General features: G+C 71.8%; 21 protein-coding genes and 1 pseudogene. 11 read left to right on the top strand and 11 right to left on the bottom strand.

The annotated features are described in order from the left end of the window. Nucleotides 1–485: 485 nt before the first annotated feature. Nucleotides 486–965, top strand: coding sequence for a DUF1772 domain-containing protein (locus tag ACFVYN_RS31935; protein ID WP_390004884.1), 480 nt, complete (start codon nucleotides 486–488; stop codon nucleotides 963–965). Nucleotides 966–1,339: 374 nt separating this feature from the next. Next, on the top strand, nucleotides 1,340–2,827 hold the full coding sequence (locus tag ACFVYN_RS31930) for a glutamate synthase subunit beta (RefSeq protein WP_390004881.1): 1,488 nt from the start codon (nucleotides 1,340–1,342) through the stop codon (nucleotides 2,825–2,827). Nucleotides 2,828–2,974: 147 nt separating this feature from the next. Here the strand turns inward: ACFVYN_RS31930 and ACFVYN_RS31925 are convergent, their stop codons facing one another. Continuing rightward, complete coding sequence (locus ACFVYN_RS31925) at nucleotides 2,975–3,454, bottom strand: carboxymuconolactone decarboxylase family protein (protein ID WP_390004878.1); 480 nt, start codon at nucleotides 3,452–3,454, stop codon at nucleotides 2,975–2,977. Between the two features lie 46 nt (nucleotides 3,455–3,500). Between ACFVYN_RS31925 and ACFVYN_RS31920 the strand changes: the two genes are divergently transcribed. Beyond that, entirely contained in the window at nucleotides 3,501–4,925 is a 1,425-nt protein-coding gene (locus ACFVYN_RS31920; RefSeq protein ID WP_390004875.1) for a PLP-dependent aminotransferase family protein, read from the top strand. A 157-nt stretch (nucleotides 4,926–5,082) separates the two neighbouring features. On the opposite strand, the gene ACFVYN_RS31915 is transcribed toward ACFVYN_RS31920, so the two are convergent. Both ACFVYN_RS31915 and ACFVYN_RS31910 read right to left on the bottom strand, forming a co-directional pair. Then, the gene (locus tag ACFVYN_RS31915; RefSeq protein ID WP_352382659.1) at nucleotides 5,083–5,337 is read right to left on the bottom strand and encodes a DUF397 domain-containing protein; all 255 of its coding nucleotides are present in this window, start codon (nucleotides 5,335–5,337) and stop codon (nucleotides 5,083–5,085) included. Further along, nucleotides 5,338–6,198 (bottom strand): helix-turn-helix transcriptional regulator, encoded by an 861-nt coding sequence (locus ACFVYN_RS31910; protein ID WP_390004873.1) that lies wholly within the window; start codon nucleotides 6,196–6,198, stop codon nucleotides 5,338–5,340. 290 nt (nucleotides 6,199–6,488) lie between these two features. On the opposite strand from ACFVYN_RS31910, the gene ACFVYN_RS31905 reads away from it, so the two are divergent. From ACFVYN_RS31905 to ACFVYN_RS31895, 3 genes are all read left to right on the top strand, one after another. Then, nucleotides 6,489–7,148, top strand: a complete 660-nt coding sequence (locus tag ACFVYN_RS31905) for an ATP-binding protein (protein ID WP_390004871.1) — start codon at nucleotides 6,489–6,491, stop codon at nucleotides 7,146–7,148. After that, the gene (locus tag ACFVYN_RS31900) at nucleotides 7,139–7,594 is read left to right on the top strand and encodes a hypothetical protein (RefSeq protein WP_390004868.1); all 456 of its coding nucleotides are present in this window, start codon (nucleotides 7,139–7,141) and stop codon (nucleotides 7,592–7,594) included. The genes ACFVYN_RS31905 and ACFVYN_RS31900 overlap by 10 nt, the downstream gene beginning before the upstream one ends. Before the next feature lie 179 nt (nucleotides 7,595–7,773). Beyond that, on the top strand, nucleotides 7,774–9,720 hold the full coding sequence (locus ACFVYN_RS31895; protein WP_390004865.1) for an ABC transporter ATP-binding protein: 1,947 nt from the start codon (nucleotides 7,774–7,776) through the stop codon (nucleotides 9,718–9,720). Nucleotides 9,721–9,722: 2 nt separating this feature from the next. Here the strand turns inward: ACFVYN_RS31895 and ACFVYN_RS31890 are convergent, their stop codons facing one another. The 5 genes and pseudogenes from ACFVYN_RS31890 to ACFVYN_RS31870 form a co-directional block, all read right to left on the bottom strand. Next, the gene (locus tag ACFVYN_RS31890; RefSeq protein ID WP_390004863.1) at nucleotides 9,723–9,908 is read right to left on the bottom strand and encodes a hypothetical protein; all 186 of its coding nucleotides are present in this window, start codon (nucleotides 9,906–9,908) and stop codon (nucleotides 9,723–9,725) included. 172 nt (nucleotides 9,909–10,080) lie between these two features. Continuing rightward, nucleotides 10,081–10,770, bottom strand: a pseudogene (locus ACFVYN_RS31885) (DUF899 domain-containing protein). Between the two features lie 70 nt (nucleotides 10,771–10,840). Then, a complete protein-coding gene (locus ACFVYN_RS31880) occupies nucleotides 10,841–12,862 on the bottom strand; it encodes an FUSC family protein (RefSeq protein WP_390004947.1) in 2,022 nt (673 codons plus the stop codon). A gap of 171 nt (nucleotides 12,863–13,033) precedes the next feature. Further along, complete coding sequence (locus tag ACFVYN_RS31875) at nucleotides 13,034–13,834, bottom strand: nucleotidyltransferase domain-containing protein (RefSeq protein WP_390004860.1); 801 nt, start codon at nucleotides 13,832–13,834, stop codon at nucleotides 13,034–13,036. A 75-nt stretch (nucleotides 13,835–13,909) separates the two neighbouring features. Next, nucleotides 13,910–15,814: a TIR domain-containing protein gene (locus tag ACFVYN_RS31870; protein ID WP_390004858.1), complete on the bottom strand. Its 1,905-nt coding sequence runs from the start codon at nucleotides 15,812–15,814 to the stop codon at nucleotides 13,910–13,912. A 38-nt stretch (nucleotides 15,815–15,852) separates the two neighbouring features. On the opposite strand from ACFVYN_RS31870, the gene ACFVYN_RS31865 reads away from it, so the two are divergent. From ACFVYN_RS31865 to ACFVYN_RS31855, 3 genes are all read left to right on the top strand, one after another. Next, nucleotides 15,853–16,518: a hypothetical protein gene (locus tag ACFVYN_RS31865; RefSeq protein ID WP_390004856.1), complete on the top strand. Its 666-nt coding sequence runs from the start codon at nucleotides 15,853–15,855 to the stop codon at nucleotides 16,516–16,518. Nucleotides 16,519–16,713: 195 nt separating this feature from the next. Next, entirely contained in the window at nucleotides 16,714–17,127 is a 414-nt protein-coding gene (locus ACFVYN_RS31860; protein ID WP_390004853.1) for a RidA family protein, read from the top strand. After that, nucleotides 17,124–17,573, top strand: coding sequence for a GNAT family N-acetyltransferase (locus ACFVYN_RS31855; RefSeq protein WP_390004850.1), 450 nt, complete (start codon nucleotides 17,124–17,126; stop codon nucleotides 17,571–17,573). The genes ACFVYN_RS31860 and ACFVYN_RS31855 overlap by 4 nt, the downstream gene beginning before the upstream one ends. A 36-nt stretch (nucleotides 17,574–17,609) precedes the next feature. Here ACFVYN_RS31855 and ACFVYN_RS31850 read toward each other — a convergent pair whose 3' ends face one another. Continuing rightward, nucleotides 17,610–18,329: an aspartate/glutamate racemase family protein gene (locus ACFVYN_RS31850; protein WP_390004848.1), complete on the bottom strand. Its 720-nt coding sequence runs from the start codon at nucleotides 18,327–18,329 to the stop codon at nucleotides 17,610–17,612. Nucleotides 18,330–18,334: 5 nt separating this feature from the next. Then, complete coding sequence (locus tag ACFVYN_RS31845; protein ID WP_390004845.1) at nucleotides 18,335–19,798, bottom strand: NCS1 family nucleobase:cation symporter-1; 1,464 nt, start codon at nucleotides 19,796–19,798, stop codon at nucleotides 18,335–18,337. A gap of 175 nt (nucleotides 19,799–19,973) precedes the next feature. Here ACFVYN_RS31845 and ACFVYN_RS31840 point away from each other — a divergent pair, with 175 nt between their 5' ends. Then, nucleotides 19,974–20,642 (top strand): GntR family transcriptional regulator, encoded by a 669-nt coding sequence (locus ACFVYN_RS31840; protein ID WP_390004844.1) that lies wholly within the window; start codon nucleotides 19,974–19,976, stop codon nucleotides 20,640–20,642. Between the two features lie 82 nt (nucleotides 20,643–20,724). On the opposite strand, the gene ACFVYN_RS31835 is transcribed toward ACFVYN_RS31840, so the two are convergent. Next, nucleotides 20,725–21,456 (bottom strand): uracil-DNA glycosylase, encoded by a 732-nt coding sequence (locus ACFVYN_RS31835; protein ID WP_390004841.1) that lies wholly within the window; start codon nucleotides 21,454–21,456, stop codon nucleotides 20,725–20,727. A gap of 142 nt (nucleotides 21,457–21,598) precedes the next feature. On the opposite strand from ACFVYN_RS31835, the gene ACFVYN_RS31830 reads away from it, so the two are divergent. Beyond that, on the top strand, nucleotides 21,599–22,324 hold the full coding sequence (locus tag ACFVYN_RS31830) for an RNA-binding S4 domain-containing protein (protein WP_390004838.1): 726 nt from the start codon (nucleotides 21,599–21,601) through the stop codon (nucleotides 22,322–22,324). Nucleotides 22,325–22,430: the final 106 nt, after the last annotated feature.

The raw sequence follows: 22,430 nt of genomic DNA, 5'->3' as shown, positions 1-22,430 counted from the left end.
TCTGAGGGGATGGCGGGAGCCGGGAATGGTGGTGCGGGAGGTGGCGGGCTGACGCTCCCGGCCCGGACGGCTTGGGATCGCAGGGTCGCACTCCCGCATGGCACCGCCGAACCAGGCCCAGTACGGGGGGCTGCTGAGCATCGTCAGACGGAAACTCCGTCTCCCCACCGCACACCGGCACCCGGCCCCTGCACACCGCCGGACTGACCCCCTGCACCCATGATCTCCGCGGCACCTCACGAAACCTCGACCCTCACCATCTCCGTGCCGAACCCCGACACCCACCCCGTACACCGCACACCACCGCGCCCCTCCCTCCCAGCCGAGGGGCGGTGGAGTAGCTGGTGTGCAGAGGTTCTGGACGGTTCGTGGGGATGGACGGTTGGTTATGGGGGTGCGCGGACTGGCCATGGTTCGGGGAGTGGCGGCGGGATTCACTGGTGGGGACAGGTGGTGCCGGGCCGGAGGCGGAAGCTGGTGTGGAGATGATCGACGGGCCTTACTTCGTGCTCGTGGTGCTCGGGGTGCTCGGGACCGGACTGGTGGCCGGGGTGTTCTGCGCGTTCTCGACGTTCGTGATGAGAGGGCTCGCCGCGTTGCCGCCCGCGCAGGGCGTCGCCGCGATGAACGCAATCAATGTGAGCGCGGTGCGGCCACCCTTCATGGCCTTGTTCGCGGGCTCCGCTGTGCTGTCCGCCGTGATCGCGGTGGTGACGTTCGTGCTGTGGCCGGATGAGGGGACCGTGGAGCTCCTGGTGGGCAGCGCGCTGTACCTGTTCGGCGCCTTCGGGCTGACGCTGGTGGCGAACGTGCCCCGCAACGACGCCCTGCTCAGACTGGACCCGGGCACCCCGGAGGCGACGGCGTACTGGCCGGCGTACGTGCGCGAGTGGACGGTGTGGAACCACCTCCGCGCGCTCGCCTCGGGGGCGGCGGCGCTGGCGTACGTACTGGCCCTCACGTAAGCGCGCGGAACCTGGCGGAAGCGCTGTCCCAGCGGCTTTTCCCGCCGTACGTGGCCAACGGCCCAGCGCGGGCAAGGGCCACTGCAACCCCCCAGGGGCGCGGGGCTGTGTCGATATGCGGCTCCGCCGCGCGGGCGCGACCAGCCGCAACGCACCCCCACTCGCACCCGCACCCGCACCCGCACCCGCACCCGCACCACAACTCCACCCGGCTCCCCCTGGGCGCCCCGCCCAAGCCCACCGTTCACAGGCACTCTGCGCGCGTGGCCGAGGAGTCGTATCGTGGCCGAAAGAAGTTCCGCAGGAGTGCCGCCCGATGACGCTCGGCCATGTCGGACGCGTCAGCGTCACCAGCGTGAGCGAGGAAGACGGCCATGGCCGATCCCAAGGGATTCATGACCACCCCGCGCCAGGACTGGCCCCGTCGGCCGGTCGAGGAGCGGGTCCGGGACTGGGACGAGGTGTACGTCCCCGGGGCGCTGCTGCCCATCATCACCAAGCAGGCGGATCGCTGCATGGACTGCGGGATCCCGTTCTGCCACGAGGCCTGTCCGCTGGGGAATCTCATCCCCGAGTGGAACGACCTGGTCTCGCGGGAGGACTGGCGGCAGGCCGCCGACCGGCTGCACGCGACGAACAACTTCCCCGAGTTCACGGGGAAGTTGTGTCCGGCGCCGTGCGAGGCGGGGTGTGTGCTCGCCATCAACCAGCCGGCGGTCACCATCAAGAACGTCGAGGCGGCCGTCGCGGAGCGGGCCTGGGAGCTCGGGTTCACGCCGCCGCGACCGCCGGACCGGCTCTCGGGGCGCACCGTCGCGGTGATCGGGTCGGGGCCGACCGGGCTCGCCGCGGCACAGCAGTTGACGCGGGCGGGGCACACGGTCGCCGTCTACGAGAAGGACGACCGGCTCGGCGGGCTGATGCGGTACGGCATCCCCGAGTTCAAGATGGAGAAGCGCCATCTGGAGCGGCGGATCGAGCAGATGCGGGCCGAGGGGACGAAGTTCCGTACGTCCACGGCGGTCGGGCGGGATGTCGGGGCGGCGGAGTTGCGGACGCGGTACGACGCGGTGGTGATCGCCACGGGGGCCACGGCATGGCGTGAACTGGACGTGCCGGGGCGGGAGTTGGCCGGGGTCCAGCAGGCCATGGAGTATCTGCCGTGGGCCAACCGGGTGTGCGAGGGGGAACTGGCGGTGTCCCCCATGTCGGCGGCCGGGAAGCACGTCGTGATCGTGGGTGGGGGTGACACGGGGGCCGACTGTCTGGGAACCGCGGTGCGTGAACGGGCCGCCTCCGTCACCCAGTTGGACATCTACGCACAGCCGGGGGGCGAGCGGGACGAGGACGTCGAGCCGTGGCCCACCTACCCGAAGATCTACCGCTTGTCGGCGGCGCACGAGGAGGCCCGCGATCTGGAGACGGCGCCCGCGGCCAATGCGGACGCGCGGCTGTTCGCGGCGTCCACGCTGCGCTTCAGCGGGGACGAGGACGGGCATGTGCGGTCGCTGCATCTCGTCGAGGTGGACGCGGCGCGGCGGCCGGTGCAGGGCTCGGAGCGGACACTTCCCGCCGACCTCGTACTGCTGGCGCTCGGGTTCTCCGGGCCGGATCGGGGGGACGGGCTCGTCGAGCAGTTGGGGCTGGAGATGGAGCCTCGGGGGACGGTCGCGCGGGATGCGGGGTTCGGTACGAACGTGCCGGGGGTGTTCGCCGCTGGGGACGCCGCTCGGGGGCAGTCGTTGATCGTGTGGGCGATCGCGGAGGGGCGGGCGGTCGCGGCGGCGGTCGACCGTTATCTGACGGGGAGTTCCCGACTGCCTGCGCCGATCGGACCGTACGACCGGCCGATGACGGTGTAGGGCGGCGCGGCCTGCCCGGCGGCAGCGACGAGGTCGCGGGCGGCGACGGCGCGGCGGCGTTCGCGGAGAACAGTCCTCACGCCCCCGCCTGTCTGTGCCCCACCCCGCGACCCGCGACGGAGACCGCCTCCCTGCCCCTCCGGCCACTCACCCCCGCTCGTCCGTCCCCGCCACCTTCGCCGTCGCCAGGGCCACCCTGTTCCACGTGTTGATGGTGAGGATCAGGGACAGGATGTGGGCCAGTTCCTGCTCGTCGAAAGCGGCCGCGGCCTGCGCGTAGACCGTGTCGGGGACTCCCCCGTCGGCCACCAGCGTCACCGCCTCCGTGAGGGCCAGGGCCGCCTGTTCCCTCTCCGTGAAGAAATGGCGGGCCTCGCGCCAGACCGGGACCATGTGGAGGCGGTCCTCCGTCTCACCGGCCTTGCGGGCGTCGTTGGTGTGCATGTGGAGGCAGTACGCGCAGTGGTTGAGGTGGGAGGCGCGGACCTGGATCAGCTCGACCAGGGCGGGTTCGAGGCCCTCACGGGCCGCCGTGTCGAAGCCGACCAGGGCCCGGAACACCTTCGGGGCGGCCTTGGCGAGGTTCAGTCGAGCCGTACCTGTCACATGCGTGTTCGTCGTGGTCATGCAATCAACCTACGGGCCGGAAAGACCGGCTGTAGGGTGCATTTCCGTGGCGGAATCATGGGTCAATTACGCGGAGCGGATCGGCTCCGACCTGCACCTGGACCTCTCCGCGCCGGGGAGCAGACGGGCCGCACTCATCGGGGCGCTGCGAGAGGCCATACGCAGCGGGCGGCTCGCCCCGGGGACCCGACTGCCGCCGTACCGCTCGCTTGCCGCCGATCTCGGTGTCGCCCGCAACACGGTGGCCGACGCCTACGCCGAACTCGTCGCCGAGGGCTGGCTCACCGCCCGCCAGGGCTCTGGCACCCACGTCGCCGAACGGACCAGGCCGCTCCAGCCGACCGTACGCGCGAGAGAGCCCGCACGCCCGCCCCGTGCGCGTTCCGTCCGCCATGACCTCCGGCAGGGCACCCCCGACGCCTCCGGCTTCCCCCGGTCCGCCTGGCTCGCCTCCTACCGCCGGGCCCTCGACCGGGCCCCCAACGAGGTCTTCGGTCCCGGCGATCCCGCCGGACGGCCCGAGCTGAGGGCGGCCCTCGCGGCCTACCTCGCACGCGCGCGTGGTGTGCGGACGGAGCCGGACCGGATCGTCGTCTGTTCCGGGTTCGCGCACGCCCTGCGGCTGCTCTTCGGGGTGCTGCGCGGTCCGCTCGCCGTGGAGGCGTACGGACTGCCCTTCCACCGGGAGCTGCTCGCGGCCGGGGGCGTACGGACCGTGCCGCTCCCGCTCGACGAACACGGCGCGCGGGTCGACCGGTTGGCGCGAGAGAGGGCCGTACTGCTCACGCCGGCCCACCAGTTCCCCACCGGGGGCCCGCTGCACGCCGAGCGGCGGACCGCGGTGGTCGACTGGGCACGCTCGCGTGGCGCGGTGGTGCTGGAGGACGACTACGACGGGGAGTTCCGCTACGACCGCAGGCCCGTCGGCGCCCTGCAGAGCCTCGACCCCGAGCGGGTGATCCTGATCGGCTCGGTCAGCAAGAGCCTGTCACCCGCGGTGCGGCTGGGGTGGATGGTGCTGCCCGAGCGGTACGTCGACGACGTACTCGCGGCCAAGGGCGAGCGGGAGGCCTGGGCGAGCGTGCTCGACCAGCTCGCCCTCGCCGACCTGATCGTCTCCGGGTCCTACGACCGTCACGTACGGCGGATGCGACAGCGCTACCGGGGCCGCCGGGACCGGCTCGTCGCCGCGCTGGCCGAGCGCGCCCCGCACGTCGAGGTCACCGGGGTCGCGGCGGGGCTGCACGCGGTGCTGCGGCTGCCGCCGGGCACCGAAGGGTCCGCCGTCGAGGCCGCGGCCCGGCAAGGGGTCGCGCTCGACGGGCTCGCGGAGTTCCGCCACCCGGACACGGACATGCCGGCCCACGACGGTCTGGTCGTGGGGTACGCGACGCCTTCCGAGCATGCGTACGGAGCGGCGCTGGAGGCGCTGTGCGGGGCACTGGCGCCGGGTGGGCCGTCAGGGTCGTGAGTGTGCCTCCGAGCTATGCGTCGTACGTCCGCGTGGGATGCGGCTTGACGATGTCCATCTCAAGCATTAGATGCCCATCTCGAGCACAGATGTCCATCTCAAGCATTAGATGTCCATCTCAATCATTAAGTGATTACCCATCAATGCAGCACTGGGGTCAGGAGAGCAGGAAGTCGGCCACCCCCGCCTTCGCGCCCTCGATGAACGCGGTCATCTCGTCGGTGGTGTAGATCAGCGCCGGACCGTCCGGATCGGTGGACTGGCGTACGGCGATCCGGCCGTCGGCGAGCTTCATCGCCTCCAGGCAGTTGCCGCCGTTGCCGCCGCTCCACGGCTTGTGCCAGCCCTCGCTCCCCAGCTCCCGGGCGGGCATGCCGTTGTAGACGGCGAGGCGTGGCTTGATGCGGTTCATTCACAGCTCCTTGCGGAGATCCCGGAGGATCTCCTTCGTGCGATGTGCCGTAGCGGCCTGTGCCGCCATGCGGTCCATGACCTCGAGGTGGGTCGCCACCTCGACGCGCGCGTCCAGATAGATCGCGCCGGTCAGGTACTCGCTGTAGACCATGTCCGGAAGTTCGGGCACGGCGAATCGGAAGAGCACGAAGGGCCCGTACGTGCCGGGGTGCGGCCCGTTGGCGAACGGGGCGACCTGGAGCGTCACATTGGGCAGCTTCGTTGCCTCGAGCAGTTTGTCGATCTGCGCACGCATCACCTCCGGGCCGCCGACGGGGCGGCGCAGCACGGTCTCGTCCATGACCACCCACAAGCGGGGCGCGTCCTGACGGGTGAGCAGTCCCTGCCGTTCCATGCGCAGGGCCACGTGGCGCTCGATGTCCTCGGGGCTGGTCTGGCCGATGGCGCCCGAGCGCAGGACGCCACGCGCGTAGTCCTCGGTCTGGAGCAGACCGGGCACGAAGTGCGGCTCGTACTCGCGGATGAGCGCGGCCGCGCCCTCCAGGCTGACGTGCATCGAGAACCAGCCGGGCAGCACGTCGTGGAAGCGCTGCCACCAGCCGGGACGGTTGGCGTCCTCGGCGAGCTGGACGAAGTCCTCGGCCTCCTGGTCGGAGACGCCGTAGGCCTTCAGCAGCAGCTGGAGGTAGGGGATCTTGAGCCCCACCTCGGCCATCTCCATACGGCGGACGGTGGCGGGGGCTACCCGGAGGATGCGGGCGGCCTCCTCACGCTTGAGCCCGGCGCATTCCCGCAGGTCCAGCAGGCGCCGACCGAGGACGACCTGGCCGACCGTCGGCGCGGACCGCGGTTCGCTCACGCTCCACCTCCACTGAGTCATGTACGGGCGTCGACGTCGTGTACGGGCGTCACGGCCACCTGTACGGGCGTCACGGCCACCAGCATGCTGACAGGCCAGCGGCGCCATTCGAAGACCTGATTCGAAGATCTGTACGGATACGAGTACCGCTGCGTACGGATCTCCAGTGATCCCAACTGGCGCCGCTCAACATGCTGTTGCGAGCAGTGTGCCACGGCCCCTCACCGCGTCACACAGCACTCTGCATTTTTCAGAGTGACACTTGCCAAGTTGTTCACGCCGGGGCGATAGTGGCAAGCGTGATTCCGTCCCCGCCCTTAGGAACAGACGCTGCCGAAGACCGCCCCCAGGGTCTCGGTGTCGCGGGACAGGCGCCCGACAGGGCCGCTGTCCGGCGCCGGTTCCGTTTCGAGCTGGCCGCGCACCCGGGTTCTCCCGCGCAGGCCAGACGCCTGACGAGGGCGCGGCTGACCCACTGGTCGGTCTGTGAGGACACCTGCGACTCGGCGGCCCTGGTGGTCTCCGAGCTGGTGACCAACGCCATCGTGCACACCGCGAGCAGCCGTGTGGTGTGCGAGCTGCACGACAACGACGACCTGGTGCGGATAGCCGTACGTGACGAGGGCTGCGCGCCGGGTCAACCGCACCCGTCCCCGCAGCGTGGCGAAGAGGAGCACGGGAGGGGACTGCTCCTCGTCGACTCCCTCTGTCACGCGTGGGGCGCCCATGAGCACGGCCCCGGCCTGCTGGTCTGGGCGGAGCTGCCGCGCAAGGCGGACGAGCCCCGCGAGGACCCGGGCCCGCGCAACGACCTGGGCTGGGGGGCCCGCCCCAAGCCGGTTCCCTCCGGGGAGCCGGGCCAGGGGGACGAGGCCGAGGAGCATCACAGAGCCGTGCCCGAGGGGGACGCTCGCCAGCACGGAGCGGGGGGCGCGGGCGGATGGGCGTGAGCAGCGGGTCCGGCGGCCAGGTGCTGACCCTGGACACGCTGGTCCGCCTCGGACGCGGACTGCGGACGCCGGGGACGCCGGGGACGCCTCACAGGCTGGCCGTGCCGGAGGGGATGACGGTGCCGCTGGGCTGCGACGCCGTGGGAGTGCCGCTGCTGCTGGGCGAGCAGCTGGTGTCCCGCCTGCCGCGGGTCGGGTGCATGTACGCCGACGCCACGCACTGGTGGTGGCTTGTCCCCGCCGACTCCGACTACGCGCTCGAGTGGCCCGCGCCTGCCCAGTACGCCACCGGGGCGATTGTTCCGGACGCCCCGGTGGTGCCCTCTCTCGTCCATCGGGCCGAGGGGACGCTGCCGTACACGCCGCCGATACCGTTGTACTTGGCGTTGTGCCGACTGACGGGGACCACTCCTGTCTGGTCCCGTCCGGTCAGTTCTGCTGGTTAGCTCGTCTTTCGACTGCGGCCGAGTGGGGGCTTGTCGCGCAGTTCCCCGCGCCCCTGAGTGGGTCACCACACCCGGCGCTCGAAAGTGTGCGCCCGCGCGTGCTCCGACACCTTCCTCTGCGCCCTCCCTCCCCACCGCCCACCCCGCCATAGTTGCCCCGTCCACGATCGGGGAGGTCCATGGTGGGGAAGCAGCCGGATGCCGAGCAGCCCGGGGTCTCCGAGTCGGAGCGGCTGCTCTTCGGGGGGCCGTTGCGGTACGACACGGGGTGGAACTCGCACTCCGACGCGTTTCTGGAGCTGGGGTTCCGGGCCATGGTGGGGCGGTTGCCGTCGCTGCTGTCGGGGAGTTTCCGGCTGGCCTGGCAGGCCGACCGTCAGGCCGCGCGGATCGTGCTCGTCGCCGAGGTCGGCCGGGGGCTGGCGCAGGCCGTGAGCCTGCTCGCCGTCAACAGTGTGCTGGGGCGGCTGATCGGCGGGGGCGCGCTGGAGGACCGGCTGCGGGATGCCGTGCCCGCGCTGGTGACGATGGCCGCCGTCATGCTCGTGGGAGCGCTGTTGCGGGCGGCGTCCACGTACGCCACGGGACGCCTGGAGCCCAAGGTCGAGCGGGTGGCGACCGAGCGGTATCTGGAGCGTGCGGCCACCGTGGAGCTGGCCGCGATCGAGGACCACGCCTTCCACAAGCTGCTGGACACCGCGCAGTACGGCGCCACCTCGGCCCGCCGGATGATCTCCTTCGCGACACGTGTGGTGAACGGGATGATCTCCCTGATCACGGCGGCGAGTGTGCTGACCGTGCTGCACCCCGCGCTGCTGCCGCTGCTGGCCACGATGACGATCCCGAGCGGCTGGGGCGCGCTGACGATCGCGCGCCGCCAGTACGAGTCCTTCCACACCTGGGTGCAGCACGTGCGGGCGGGCCGGCTGCTCGGCGCCCTGCTGATCGAGCCGGAGTCGGCGCCGGAGATCCGGGTCCACGGGGTGGGCCCGTTCCTGCTCACGCACTACCGCGCGATGGCGGAGACGGCGGAGGCGGAGCAGGCCCGGCTGGCCCGCCTCGCGGCCCGCACCGGGCTGATCGCGGCGGCCTGGACGGGCCTGGCGACGGTGGCGACGTACGCGACACTGGGCGGGCTGCTACTGGGCGGCGCGATGGCCCTTTCGGTGGCCGGAACGGCCGTGATCGCCGTGCGCACCGGCTCGCAGAGCCTGAACAGCCTGGTCGTCGAGATGAACGCGCTGCACGAGGAGGCCCTGTTCGTCGGCGACCTCCAGCGGCTCTACGAGGAGGGGGCCAAGTGGGCGATCCCGGCGGGCGGGGTCGCGCTCCCGGACGATCCCCGCGAGATCCGCTTCGAGAACGTCACCTTCGGCTACCCGGGCGACACGACCCGCCCCGCGCTCGACGACGTGACGCTCACTCTGCCGCTCGGCAAGATCGTCGCGCTGGTCGGCGAGAACGGCTCCGGCAAGACCACCCTGGTCAAGCTGCTCGCGGGGCTGTACACACCCGAACGGGGCCGCATCCTGTGGGACGACGTGGACGCGGCGCACGCTGACCGGCAGCTGCTCGCCGAGCGGGTCGCGATGGTCGCCCAGGACTTCAAGCGGTGGCCGTTCACCGCCCGCGTCAATGTGGCGGTGGGCCGTTCGTCGGCGCCGCTGACCGACGAACGCGTGTCCGGCGCGGTCGCGGAGGCCGGGGCCGGGGAGGTACTGGCCGATCTGCCGCGCGGCCTGGACACGCTGCTGGCCCGCAACTTCAGCGGCGGGCACGAACTGTCGGGCGGGCAGTGGCAGCGGCTCGGAATCGCCCGGGCCGCCTACCGGCGCGGCCGCATCCTGATCGTGGACGAGCCGACGGCCGCCCTGGACGCCCGGGCCGAGCTGGAGGTCTTCGACAAGATCCGCGCCCTGGCCGGCACCGGCCAGACGGTCGTCCTGATCACCCACCGGCTGGCGTCGGTACGCCACGCGGATCTGGTGCACGTCCTGGAACAGGGGCGGCTCGTGGAGTCGGGCACGCCCGAGGAGCTCCTGGCCTCCGGTGGTGTCTACGCGGAGCTGTACTCGCTCCAGGCCGAGCAGTTCACGGCAAAGGTGCCCGCCGAGGAGGCGGGCTGACCTCATGCGACAGCGTCGATCGCAGCCTCTCCGCTGCGGACGATCACCAGGAACGTGTCGGTCGCGAGGTCCATGACAACCTCGGCCTGCAGTCCCTCAAGACGCCTCGCCTGCGCGAACTCCTCGGCCGGCCACGATCCACGCGGCCCGCCAGCGGGAAAGCGTTCGAGCACTGTTCGCCCGTTCACCACCCTGCACCTCCAGAAAGCGTTGCGCTCCCCGTAGGAGCGCTTGTAGGAGTTAACGCCTTCCGGGGCCGAAAAGCCTCGGTGAGTTGCCGTACTGAGACGTAGTTGACACGAGTTCAGCGCGAAGCGTGAAGATTTGATTACTCAACGGTCACTTCTGCTACTCAATGTGTCAGCCCTCGTACTCATCGTGATACTGGATGCGTGCGCTCCCCGCAGGCGCCCCAGCATGGACGCGCACCCCTTGGGTTCCTCCCACTCCTCCTGCCGTCCCAGCGCGGTGAGATCGAGGAAGCTGGTGGTCGAGCCGAGTCCGTCGAGGCCGCGGTCATAGGTCGAGTAGGTGTGGAAGACCCGGTGGCGGTCGCGCAGGAAGCAGCTGATGCCGGGACGGTCGGCCGGCTCCCCCTCGATCTCCGGGGTGGCCTCGAAGTCGCGGTTGAACTGGCTGCCGCAGGACGAGTACCAGGGCAGGGTCCATCCCATCCGCGCCTTGAACGGCAGGATCTTCGTGTACGCCGCTCTCGACACGGCCCGCGAACGTCGTCCCCCGTGCCTTGAGGTGGGCCAGGTGCCCGATCTGGTCCAGGAAGGCGGAGCAGCTGCGGCAGCCCGCGTCCCACTCCGGCGCGAACATGAAGTGGTGGACGACGAACTGGCCGCGTCCCTCGAACAGGTCGAGCAGGGTGGCCTTGCCGTCACCACCCCCGAAGACGTACTCCTCGTCCACCTCGACCATGGGCAGTCTGCGCCGCTCCGCATTGACTGCGTCCCGCGCACGCGTGGCCGCCTTCTCCCTGACCAGCAGCTCCTCACGCGCCGCGCGCCACTCCTCCCGCGAGACGATCTCCGGAAACGCCATGGGGTCCCTCCTGCGCAACGGTCCGTCAGGGGTGGAGACCGTGGGGAGGGGCGGAACTCATGCGCCCTCTCTAACCGGCGAGGGGGACTTCGGGCAGCCGGACCTCCACGCGCCCCCGTCCCTCGTCGAGCCGGCCGAGTTCGTCGAGGAGTTCGGTGAGCCGGTTGACCTGTTCGCGGGTGAGCCGCCCGGAGTCGTCGAGGTGGACGGCGCACGCGGTGGTCGTGTCGACGATCCGTTCGAGCACGGCGACGATCTCGTCGGCGCCCTCCGAATGCCGGGCGAGCGCGGGGAGTTCGGCGGCGGCGAGGGCGATGGCGGTACGGGCCTCGGCGAGCGCACGGTAGGCCTCGCGCCGGAGGGTCCAGCGCAGGGCGCGGGCGTCTTCGGTGGGCGTGTCCCGTACGGCGGACTCGGCGCGTCGTGGGACAGGCCGCGCCGTGTCCCGTACGACAGGCCGCGCGGGTTCCCGTGGGACAGTCCGCGCGGGTTCCCGTAGAACAGGCCGCTCGGAGTCCCCCCGGACAGGGCGCTCGGGCTCCCGCACGTCCGGCCGCTCGGTCTCCCGTAGTACATGCGCGAGGTACGCCTGCGCCGCCCCGCCCGCCGCGGCGAGCCGGGACCGTACTCCCCCGCCCCGCTGCCCCGGCATCGGCAGGTGCCCCACGATCAGCACGATGGCGCAGGCGAGCAGGGTCTCGGTGATCCGGCCGGCCGAGGCCTGCGGCTCACCGCCGACCATGACGAGCGCCAGGACGAGGACCGTGACGACGGCGGTCTGCGCGGCGAAGTGCCGGGTGGCCACGGGGATGAGGGCCCCGCTGACGGCGACCAGCGCGATGAGCCCTTCGGGCCGCGGCAGCACGAGCGCGAACCCGGCGAAGACCAGTGCGCCCAGGACGGTCCCGGCGGCCCGGCACAGCACGCGGGAGACGAGCGGTCCGAGGTCGGGTTTGACGAGGAACACTGCGGTGGCGGGCAGCCAGTACCAGTGCGCGTGCTCCCCGTACCAGTGGGAGTGGTGCAGGGCCTGGGCCACGGCGACGCTGGCCCCGAAGCAGAGGGCGACCCGCAGCCCGTACTCCCGGCCGCCGGCGCCGAAGACGGACCGCAGCAGGTCCCGCACGGTGAGCCGGCGCTTGTGCAGATCCCCGCCCCGCCCACGGTCGAACGCGTCGGCGGCCCGCAGCAACGCGTCGTCGAGCGCCCGCAGCGCGGGCCCGGACCGGCCCGGCGCGGGCAACGGCCCGGTGTGCGTGTTCTCCCGTACGGCGGTGGCGAGCCGCCGGGGCCCCGCGGAGGCCCGTGCGGGCACCGTGTCCTGCGCCCAGGCGAGCGCGGTGGCGGCCTCGGCGAGCGGCAGCGCGGCCGCGTACTGCGCGTGCAGCCGCCGCTCGGCGGCCGAGCTGGCGTACCGCCGCAGCCGGGGCCCGGTGAGCGCGTCCTGGGCGTGGTCGAGGGCGGCGGTGAGCGCGACGCGGCGGGCGACGGCGTGCTCGGTGCCCGCCGCGGCGAGCAGATCGGCCACGGCGTCGTACACCTCGGCGACAGCCTCCCGCTCGCCGTCGAACCGGAAGTCCCCGACCAGGGCACCGGGGGTGGGCAGCACGAGCCGCAGCCCGAGCAGCCAGCAGGCCCCGCCGAGATAGGCGACGGCCCGCAGCCACCCCTCCTCCGGCAACGGCATGCCCGCCCCGATCGCCGACGCGACGAGCACCTGCGTACCGGCCGCGGAGGCGACGGGCCCGACGGCGCTGACGCCGCCGGCGACCAGCCCGACGAGGGTGAGAACGACGGTGAGGGTCACGGCCCCCACGTACTCCCCCGCATACGTCCCGACCATCATGCCGACCGCACCCGCGAGCGCGGGCACCCCGATCCTCTTCACGGCGACCCGCCGGCTCCCGGGCCGGTCGTTGATCCCGGCCAGCATGGCGGCGACGGCGGCGACGACACCGACCGAGGTCTGCTCGACGAGAACGGCGGCGAGCAGGATGGGCCCGGCGGACAGGGCCCCCCGCGCGACCGCGTTCCAGGGAATCGGCCCCCGCTGAGCACGGAGAGCGTGAGCGAGCCAGGGCGGTAGGTGCATCCGTACGGCGGGGCGGGACACGGGGCTCCTGTCGTCGGGCGGGGCGAGTGTGTGCCTCCGGGCGACGGTGGCCGGGCGGTGGGCTGTGTTCTCCAGGGTAGGTCGCGTTCTTGGACGGTCCGGGAAGCTTGTGTTACTCGCGTGTGACGATGCGTGCAAAAGCCACGTTCTTTATGAACGCAACCCGGGAGACCGAGCCGGCGGAGGCACGACGGCCGCTCGGTCGAACAGCTCCCGCACCTCCGTGACCGCGCGGACGGCCGATCCCGGCGAGGCCGTCAAGGACTGGACGATCCGGTCGACGTCCCGCAGCCCCGCCCGCTCCAGCAGCCGCTTCTCGTTGGTCACCCACTCCCCCCGAGCCGCCAGCACCGAGTGCCCCATCTGGACGGCGGCCGTGGCGACGGCGCCGGCGGTCTCCGTGAGGCGGCCGACCGGGGCGTGGTTGGCCTCGCTGTAGGCGAGGGTCAGGTGGGCGGTGTCGCGCCAGCGGGTGGCGGCGGAGGTGCGGAGCTTGGCCGGGTAGGCGGCCGGGCGGGGCAGGTCGCCCCGCAGGACGCGGTTGATCGCGAGTTCGGCCACGATCAAGTAGGTGGGAATCCCCGCGAGATGGAACATCAACGGCTCCACCCGGAACCGCCCTTCCTCCGCCTCCGCCAACTCCCGTTCCACCACGCCGAGATCCCGGTAGTGGACGTCGACCCGCCGTCCGTCGATCGTCAGCCAGGCGCCCCCGTTGAAGACCCCGCCGCCCCAGCCGCCGACTTCCGACACCTCGCCCTCCCAGCCGACCGCGCGGAGATGGGCCGGGTCGAAGTCGCCCCGGTAGTAGACGGCCAGGTCCCAGTCGCTGTCGGGACGTTCGGTGCCCTGGGCGCGGGAGCCGCCGAGGGCCACGGCGCGGACCGTCGGGAGCGCAGCCAGGCGGTCGGCGGTGGTGTCGAGGAAAGCGGTGTCGTCCAGGGCGGTCATGTGGGCAGCCTAGGCAACTGCTCACGTGGGCTCCACGGAGTTACCTTCCGCGGGCCCCGTACCTCACCACCGTGCCTACCCCCTCGCCGCCACCCCGAAGTCCGCCCCCGAGATCCCGCCAAGACCCTCCGCGACCCGCAGCAACGGCCCCCGCAGCGCGGTCAGTTCCGCTCGCATCGACTCCGCCTGCGGCCAGGCCGCCTCGTGGTCGAGGGGGGCGGTGTCCGCCGGGCACCGGGCCTCGTACGCGGCCAGACGCGGGTGCCAAGTGCTGGTGAACGGGCGGATGGTGTCGTTGATCAGGGTGTACGCCAGGCTCTGGACCGTCGGTCCCCCGATGCCGCGCTCCAGGCCGATGCTGTACGTGTGCAGGGTCTGCCGGGTGAAGTCGATCAGTGACTTCAGGGAGCTCAGCGCCTCGCGCAGGCTGCCGGTGCCGGGCGCCAGTTCCTGCACGCCGATGCGGGTGACCAGCTCGATCTGGATGTCGTACGCGGCCATCCGCTCGGATTCGCTGGGCGCTGCCACGGGTGCCTCCCTCCGGCTGCCGGGAAAGGCCAGCGTAACCGGGTCGCGGTGGACGCACAGGGTACGCAGGGCGGCATGGCGCAGGGCCTCGGTGCGAGCGGGAGCCGGGTCGTGCCGGCGCCAGGCGTGCGCCGTCACCGGGTGCAGGGACCAGTGCTCGTCGGCGACCGGGCTCAGCAGGCTGCGGGCACGCAGCTCGCGGACCCCGTTCGCCGCCCGGCGCCCGGCGACGACCTGGGGGACGTGGTCGGCGACGGCCAGCACACGGGCCGCGTCGTCGACGGTGAGCGGCAGTGGGTGGAGGGCGATCGCGCAGCGCAGGACGTCGGCGGTGTCGCGCGTGTCCACGTCCCGTACGAGGCTCCCCGTCACGTCCTCTCCCGAGAGCGTGTCGAGGAGGGATCCGCCCGGGGCGTGCAGCCGGTCGTAGAGCCCCGCCGGACGGTCTCCCGCACGGGCAGCCCGTCCCAGCAGGCCCAGGGCCAGGGGGTGGCCCTCCATCGCCTCGGCCAGCGTGTCGTCGCCGGCCAGCACGCGCGCGTGGGAGGCGTCGAGCGGTCCCAGGTCGACCGGCGTGCCGAGACCGTCGTAGGAACGGCTGCGCAGGGTGAACAGGGTGTGGCCGAGCGGATGGGGTGCCGCCGTCGCGGCGATCTCGCCTGTCGTGGACCGGCCCGCGGGGACGCCGTCGACGACCCAGAGGAACGGTTCACCGAGCGCGTCGAAGTACTCGAAGAGGTCCTGCGCGCCGAGGGAGCGCACCGAGTCGTCGTACGCCTCTCCGTTGACCCAGTACACGCCCCCGGGGTACGCGGCCTCGAACCGAAGGGCGTACTCCTGGGCGAGCAGGGTCTTGCCGATACCTGCCATGCCGCGGATCTGCACGGCGTGCGCGGCGGCGCGGCCGGTGACGAGCGGCGCGGCGTGGGCGTGCAGAGCGGAGTGCACCTGCCAGAGCTCCGAGAGGCGGCCGAGGAATTCGGGACGCGGTCGCGGGGCGCCGAGCAGCCAGCGTCGCACGCGGGGTTCCGTGAGGGTCATGGGGCCGGAGATCCCGGCCACGTGCGCGCGTACGTCCGTCACGAGGACGGCGAGGTCTTCGGGCGAGGCGTGTCTGGCGTCCCGGAGTTCCACGGGGTGGATGTGGCCGGTCCCCCGCTCGGGGTTGACCACCATGACCCGGCGGCGTGGATCGCCCTCGCCGAGTCCGGCCAGGTAGGCGGTGGTCAGCTCCCACTGGCAGGCCTCGCGTTCGGGGTAGCCGGTGGAGTAGAAGGCCAGCAGGGCCTTGGAGCGGGCCAGCTCGCGGCGGATGGTGTCGCTGATGCCGGTGAAGGACGCGACGCCGGTCTCGTCCGTGAACACGTCGAGCCCGCCGTCGCGCAGCGCCCGCGCGAGGGGCCGGACCCGCTCCACGTCACTGCGGCTGTAGCTGAGGAAGACGTCCCACACGACGGCTTACCCTACTGTGGGTACCGGGGAGGGCGATCATGGCACAGAGACCACGCAGGCGGCGTCGGCGAGGCGGACCGGCGCAGATCACGGCCAAGTTGGCGATACCGTTCGTCGGCGAGATCTCCGGCACGTGGGAGCCGGCCGACGCGGAACGCGGTGCGGCCTGGGAGCTGTACCTGGAGCTGGTCACGCGCGTGTCGGTCCAGGAACTGGACCGCGACGAGGGCTTTCTGCGTGAGGCGCTGTCGTCCTTCTACAGCTTCTTCAACACCACCCGGGAGATCCTTCACCGCTACGGCCCCGAAGTCGCCCCGCCGCTGGCCCCCGGTCACGTCAGCTTCGGCGTCCTGGCGGTGACGGTCCTCAACCGGGTCCTGCGGCCGCTGCTGGCCACGTGGCATCCCCGTCTCACGGCGTACGAGTCCCAGCGGCCGCCCGGTCGGGACCCGGTGGCGCACGAACGGCAGTGGGAGCACGCGGAGGCCTTGCGCACCGAGATCGCAGCCGTACGGCAGACCTTGGTCTCCTTGGCCCGGACCCTGCAGAAGGTGGCGGACGTCAGCGACCTGATCGACCTCCCGGAGCCGTGGGCGCCGCAGTCATCGGAAACGGGACACCCCCCCCCGCTCGTCAGAGCGGTCCTGACGCTTCCGGCGCCTGAGTCCGTCCGCTGCCGGAGGCGGTTCGGTCTCACGGTCTGAGGGCTCGTTGTCGGTGGGCCCGTTGTCGGTGGGCCCACTGTCGGTGGGCCGATGGTCAGTGGGCCGATGGTCAGTGGCACGCGTTGTCGGTGCAGCCTCCGGGCCCGTGACGTGGGTTCCCGGAAATTCAGGTGCGGTCCCGTCCCCCGGCCCCCGATGATCGGAAGTCGTCCGCCGCCCGCCACAGGAGTCCACGTGATCCAGCGCGTCACCGTCCCGGCCCTCTTCCCGCCGCCGACGTACTCCCACGCCTCCGTCGTCGAGGCCGGCACGAAGCTCGCGTTCCTCGCCGGGTCCGTTCCGCTGGACGCCAAGGGGAACCTCGTGGGTGAAGGGGATCCCGCGCGGCAGGCCGAGCAGGTGATCGCGAACCTGCGGGAGCAACTGCAGGCGGTGGGCAGCGACTTGGAGCACGTGCTGTCGACGGATGTGCATGTGGTGAGCAGCGAGCCCGCGGTGCTGTCCACCGTGTGGGAGGTCGTCGAGGCGTCCGGGCTGAGCACCGGTCCGCATGCGTCGACGCTGATCGGCGTCGCCTGCCTCGGATACACCGGCCAGTTGGTGGAGATCACGGCGACGGCCGTGGTGCCGGAGGTGCCGGCGCGGTGAGCGCGGTCGTCATCCGCCGGGCCGCCGCCCCCGACGCCTCCGCCACGGCCGGGGTGTATCTGCGCTCCTTCGCCGCCGCGTTGCCGACGGTGGTACGGCCCCGGTCCGACGACGAGGTCCGCGCCTACATCCGGGACGTGGTCGTGCCGTCGCGGGAGACGTGGGTGGCCGTGGTGGACGACCAGGTCGTCGGGCTGATGGTCCTGGCCGGCGATCTGCTGTCGCAGCTGTATCTCGACCCCGGCTGGCGGGGCCGCGGCATCGGCGACCGGTTCGTCGCGCTCGCCAAGGAACGCAGCCCGCAGGGGCTGAGCCTGTGGACCTTCCAGGTCAACAAGCCGGCCCACCGCTTCTACGAGCGGCACGGCTTCGTGGAGGCCGAACGCACCGACGGCAGCGGCAACGAGGAGCGGGAGCCGGACGTGCGGTACGTCTGGCGGCCCTGAGCAGCGCACTCCGTCGTCGAGGGGCGCGAGTCGCGGTCAGCCCGACCGCGGTCCCCACACCCGCCTCTTCGGCACCGGCTTCGCGTAGCCGCCCGCCCGGCTGGTGTTCAGCCCCAGCCCCACCAACGACTCCGCCAGCTTCACCGCCGCCCCCACCCCGTCGACGACCGGAAGCCCCAGCTTCTCCCCCACCGTCCGCTGCAGCCCGGTCATCCCGGCACACCCCAGCACCAGGACCTCGGCGCCGGCCTCCCGTACCCGCTCGGCCGCCGCCACGAAGGCGGCCTCCGTGCGGTCGGTGTCGCCCAGGTCGAGAACGCCCAGTCCGGTCCCGACGACGGCGGCGCAGTTGCGCCCCACCCCCGCCAGTTCCAGGCTGTCCTCGATCTGTCCGCAGGACCGCTCCAGCGTGGTCACCACGCCGTAGCGCCGGCCGAGCAGACAGGCCAGATGGGCGGCGGCCTCGGTGATGTCGACCACCGGTACGTTCACCAGTTCCCGGACGCCCTCCCGTCCGTGCTCGCCGAAGCCGGCCATGACGACGGCGTCGTAGGAGGGGCCCTCGTAGGTGCGCAGCAGGTCGATGACCGCCGCCGCGGAGAGGTAGCTGTCGAGCCAGCCCTCCGCGGACTCGGGACCCCACGCGGGGGTGAGCCCGAGCACGGTGGTGCCCGGGCCTGCCGCGGCCCGGGCACCTCGTACGATCTCCTCGGTCATCTCCTGCGTGGTGTTGCAGTTGGTGACGACGATCCGCACGTTCCTCAGACCTCCACAGCCTCAGCGGGAGCCGCCCGCTCGCTCCGGCACAGCAGCGCGTACAGGCCGGCCGCGAGGGCCGTACCGATGAACCAGGAGTACGGGGCCACGTCGCTGAACGTCTTCACCAGGGCGAGGACGCCCGCGACCGCGGCCGCCGGCAGGAAGGCCCACAGCGCCTTGGGGTTGACGCCCTTGCGGTAGTAGTAGCGGGAGCCGGGCTCGGCCTTGAACAGCTCGTCGACGTCCACGCGGCCCTTCTTGACCCAGTAGTAGTCGAGCATGATCACGCCGAACAGCGGGCCGAGGAAGGCGCCGAGGCCGCCGAGGAAGTAGTTGACGACCGTGGGGTTGGAGAAGAGGTTCCACGGGGTCACGACCAGGGCCGCGACCGTGCTGATCATGCCGCCGATCTTGAAGGTGATCTTCTGCGGCCAGACGTTGGCGAGGTCGTACGCCGGTGAGACGAAGTTGGCGACGATGTTGACGCCCATGGTGGCGACGGCGAAGGTGAGCGCGCCCAGCACCATCACCCAGGTGTTGCCGACCTTGGCGACGAGTTCGGCCGGGTCGGTGATGGCCTGGCCCCAGACCTCCAGGGAGCCGGCGGTGACGATCACGGAGACGACCACGAAGGCCGTGGAGTTGATGGGCAGGCCCCAGAAGTTGCCGCGGCGGACAGTCTTGTAGTCCGGTGCGAAGCGCGAGAAGTCGCAGAAGTTGAGCATCAGCGTGCCGTATGTGGCGAGGATCAGGCCGATCGCGCCGAACCACTGGCGCCACTGCTCACCGAAGGAGACCGGGTGCGGGGTGCTGGTGAGCGAGATGCTCCAGCCGGCCTTGGCCAGCACCCAGATCGCCAGCGCGATCATGACGAGCCAGATCGCCGGTCCGCAGAAGTCCTGGAACTTCCGCACCGACTCCATGCCCTGGCTGATGATCAGCGCCTGGATCAGCCACAGGGAGAGGAAGGAGACCCAGCCGAGCGCGTCGAGGCCGAGGAAGGAACTGTGCGTCCAGGACTCCAGGCCCGGCCAGGCGGCCAGCAGCATCACGTTGACCGCGACGGAGGCGAGGTAGGTCTGGATGCCGTACCACATGATGGCGATCACGGCCCGGATCAGGGCCGGGATGTTGGCGCCCCACACACCGAAGCTGATGCGGCTGATGACGGGGAACGGCACGCCGTGGCGCTGGCCGATCCTCCCCATCCAGTTCATGCCGATGTAGATGATCACGAAGCCGACGAGCAGGGACGTGAAGACCTGCCACACGTTCATGCCGAGGACCAGCAGACCGGCCGCGAAGGTGTAGTTGCCCAGGTTGTGGACGTCGGACATCCACATGGCGAAGAGGTCGAAGACCTTCCAGTTCCGCTTGCCGGCGGGCGCCAGGTCTTCGTTGGTGAGCCGGGGATCGGGGACGAACGCTGGTGTGCCGGTGGCTTCGACACTGTCGGCGAGGGACACAGGGCCTCCAAGGACGGGGGACAGGAGGATGGCGGCCGCCTGGCATCCAGTTTTGGTATACCAAACTGCGCACATGGTCCCCCCGTCAAGAGAGCCGACCGATGTCGCGTTCGTTAAGGCTCCGTAAAACACCTCCGGCGTCAGCGACGGCTCCGGCGTCGGAGAAGATGGCTCCATGAGCTCCACGACGAACACCGAGCCTCTCGGCGCCGTCCGCGAACGCGTCCTGGCCACCCTGCGGCAGGAGATCATCGCGGGCGGACTGCGCCCGGGCGACCGACTGGTCGAGCGGGAGCTCGCCGACCGTTTCGGAGTCTCCAGGGTGCCGGTCCGCGAGGCGATCCGCGCGCTGGTCGCCGAGGGCTTCGTCCACTTCGAGACGCCCCGCCGCACGGTCGTGCGGCGACTGACCCCGAACGACGTCAAGGAACTCTTCGAACTGCGCGAGGCGTTGGAGGTGTACGCCGCCGGTCTCGCCGCGGCCCGAGCGACCCCGGAGGATCTCGCCGAGGTGGAGCGGCTCCTCGACCTCGCGGCGACCGCGACCGAGGCGGGCGACGCGGAGACCATCACGGACGTCAACAGCCGTCTGCACGACAGCATCGTGGCGATGGCCCGCAACAGTTTGCTGGTCGAGGCCCTGGAACCCGTTGCGGGACGGCTGCGCTGGATGACCCGGCGCAACGAGGAGTGGCCCCAACTCCTCCTCGAACACCGCGACCTGTACGAGGCGATCGCCTCCGGCGACCCGGACCGGGCCCGCGCGCACGCCCTGGCGCACGTGCGCACCAACTACGCATCGACGGTACGGCAGTTGTTCGGGGACTCGACCGAAATGATCTGACCCACGATCACGTCCGTCGGGGATGTCCTTGAGGAGATGCCTTGAGGAGAGGCGCGTCACGCAGGACGAGCATCCGGCGGCCCTAATCGTCGTACGGCGGCCTCGCCGCCACGTTTTCGCCGGAACCGCCCCGCAGTCCCGCCGCTTCCGCCGCCGTGCTCAGCACCTCCCGCAGCATCCCGGGCGTGAGCTTGCCGGTGAAGGTGTTGCGCTGGCTGACATGGAAGCAGCCGAAGAGTTCGAGGCCGTCGAGCGGGACGCGCGCCCCGTGTCCGAAGACGGGCCGCGGCCGGGGCACGCTCCAGCCCGCCTCCGCGAAGGCGGGCAGCGCGGCCTGCCAGCCGAAGGCACCGAGCACGACCACACTCCGCAGCGTGGGCCGCAGCAGGTCCAGCTCCTGGACCAGCCAGGGCCGGCAGGTGTCGCGCTCGCCGGGGGTGGGCTTGTTGGCGGGCGGGGCGCAGTGCACGGGCGAGGTGACCCGCACGCCGTAGAGCTCCAGTCCGTCGTCCGCGGTCACGGCGGTCGGCTGCGAGGCGAGCCCGATGTCGTACAGCGCCTGGTACAGCACGTCCCCGGAACGGTCGCCGGTGAACATCCGCCCGGTACGGTTCCCGCCGTGCGCGGCCGGAGCGAGCCCGACGATCAGCATCCGTGCGTCCGCCGGCCCGAAGCCCGGTACCGGCCGCCCCCAGTACGTCCAGTCGGCGAACGCGGCCCGCTTGGTCCGGGCCACGTCCTCCCGCCACTCGACCAACCGCGGGCAGGCACGACAGCCCGAGATCCGGCGGTCGAGATCGGCCAGGGCGTCCATGGGTCTACGGTACGGGCAGCTCGCCGGGCGGTGGCAGGGGTGGTCGCAGCAGTCGTCTGGGCAGTGCTGGTCGGGCCCTACGGCGGGCACCGCCCGGAAAACCCACCCGGCGCACCGTGCCTCGGGTACTAAGGTCGGAGCCATGGCTGTGGAACGTACGGACGACAACGAGACCGATGGGACGGGCCAGGCCGGCACCACGGCCGACGGTCCCGGAGCGGACGTCGCCGACCCGGACCCGAAGATCGCCGCCGCCGTCGCCGCCGCGGAGGCCGCCGGGCCGCACAACGGCGAGACCGTGCGGATCGACAGCTGGATCTGGTCCGTACGCCTGGCCAAGACCCGTTCGGCGGGGGCCACCGCCTGCCGGGGCGGGCATGTACGCGTGAACGGCGAGCGCGTGAAGCCCGCCCACTCCCTGCGCGTCGGCGACGAGGTGCGGGTCCGGCAGGAGGGCTGGGAGCGGGTCGTCATCGTCAAGCGCCTGATCCGCAAGCGGGTCGGCGCCCCCGTGGCCGCCCAGTGCTACGTCGACAACTCTCCCCCGCCTCCGCCCCGCGTGGCCGTCGCCCCCGCCGGCATCCGCGACCGCGGCGCCGGCCGTCCGACCAAGCGGGATCGCCGCGAGCTGGAACGCCTGCGCGGCCTCACCGAAGGCAACCGCCGGGGCCGCTTCGCCGGACCGAGCGGTCCGGGGGATCTGAGCGGCCCCGGCGACCCGAGCGGATCCGACGGCCCGGAAGGCGCAGGCGACTCGGACGCGGCAGGCACCTCGGGCACGGCACACCGCCCGGACAGGACCCGCCGCGACAGGTCCCCCCGTTCCGACAGGGGCGGGAACCCAGGCAGAAGCGGGCGCTCGCGCTGAGCCGCACGTCCGAACGTCCCAGCGCCGTGACGGCAGCCGGCCGGCCCCGAACCGAATCCAACCCGCCGCGGTCACCGTGCTGAGGCCGGCGCCCTGCCCTTCGAGG

This window comes from Streptomyces sp. NPDC058307 (assembly GCF_042880295.1).
In the GTDB taxonomy this organism is placed as follows: Bacteria; Actinomycetota; Actinomycetes; order Streptomycetales; family Streptomycetaceae; genus Streptomyces.
This window is presented reverse-complemented; position numbering and strand designations above follow the sequence as displayed.